Here is a 279-nt window from a genome sequence, read left to right as displayed (position 1 = left end):
AGAGCTACCTCTTATTTACGCTGGAGTCGATAAAAAAGAAAGACGTGAGCGCTCGTTAGCTGCTTTAACAAAAGTAGGCTTAGCTGATCGCGCTACTCACTTACCGAACGAATTGTCCGGTGGGCAAAAGCAGCGTGTCGCTGTTGCACGTGCAATCGTAAATAACCCAAAATTCATTTTAGCCGATGAACCGACGGGAGCACTTGATACGAAAACAAGCACACAAATTATGGACCTCTTTTACGAATTAAATAAACAAGGCTCAACAATTATTATGAT

At 42.3% G+C, this 279-nt stretch carries 1 protein-coding gene; it reads left to right on the top strand.

Translation table 11 applies throughout. From position 1 onward, the window contains the following. The coding region (locus SB717_RS35280) for an ABC transporter ATP-binding protein (RefSeq protein WP_410907567.1) at positions 1–279 on the top strand (279 nt) is incomplete at both ends.

This window comes from Priestia sp. SIMBA_032, from assembly GCF_046535215.1.
GTDB classification, from domain to species: domain Bacteria; phylum Bacillota; class Bacilli; order Bacillales; family Bacillaceae_H; genus Priestia; species Priestia aryabhattai.
Note: the sequence above shows the minus strand (reverse complement) of the source record. Positions and strands in the feature narration are given on the sequence as shown.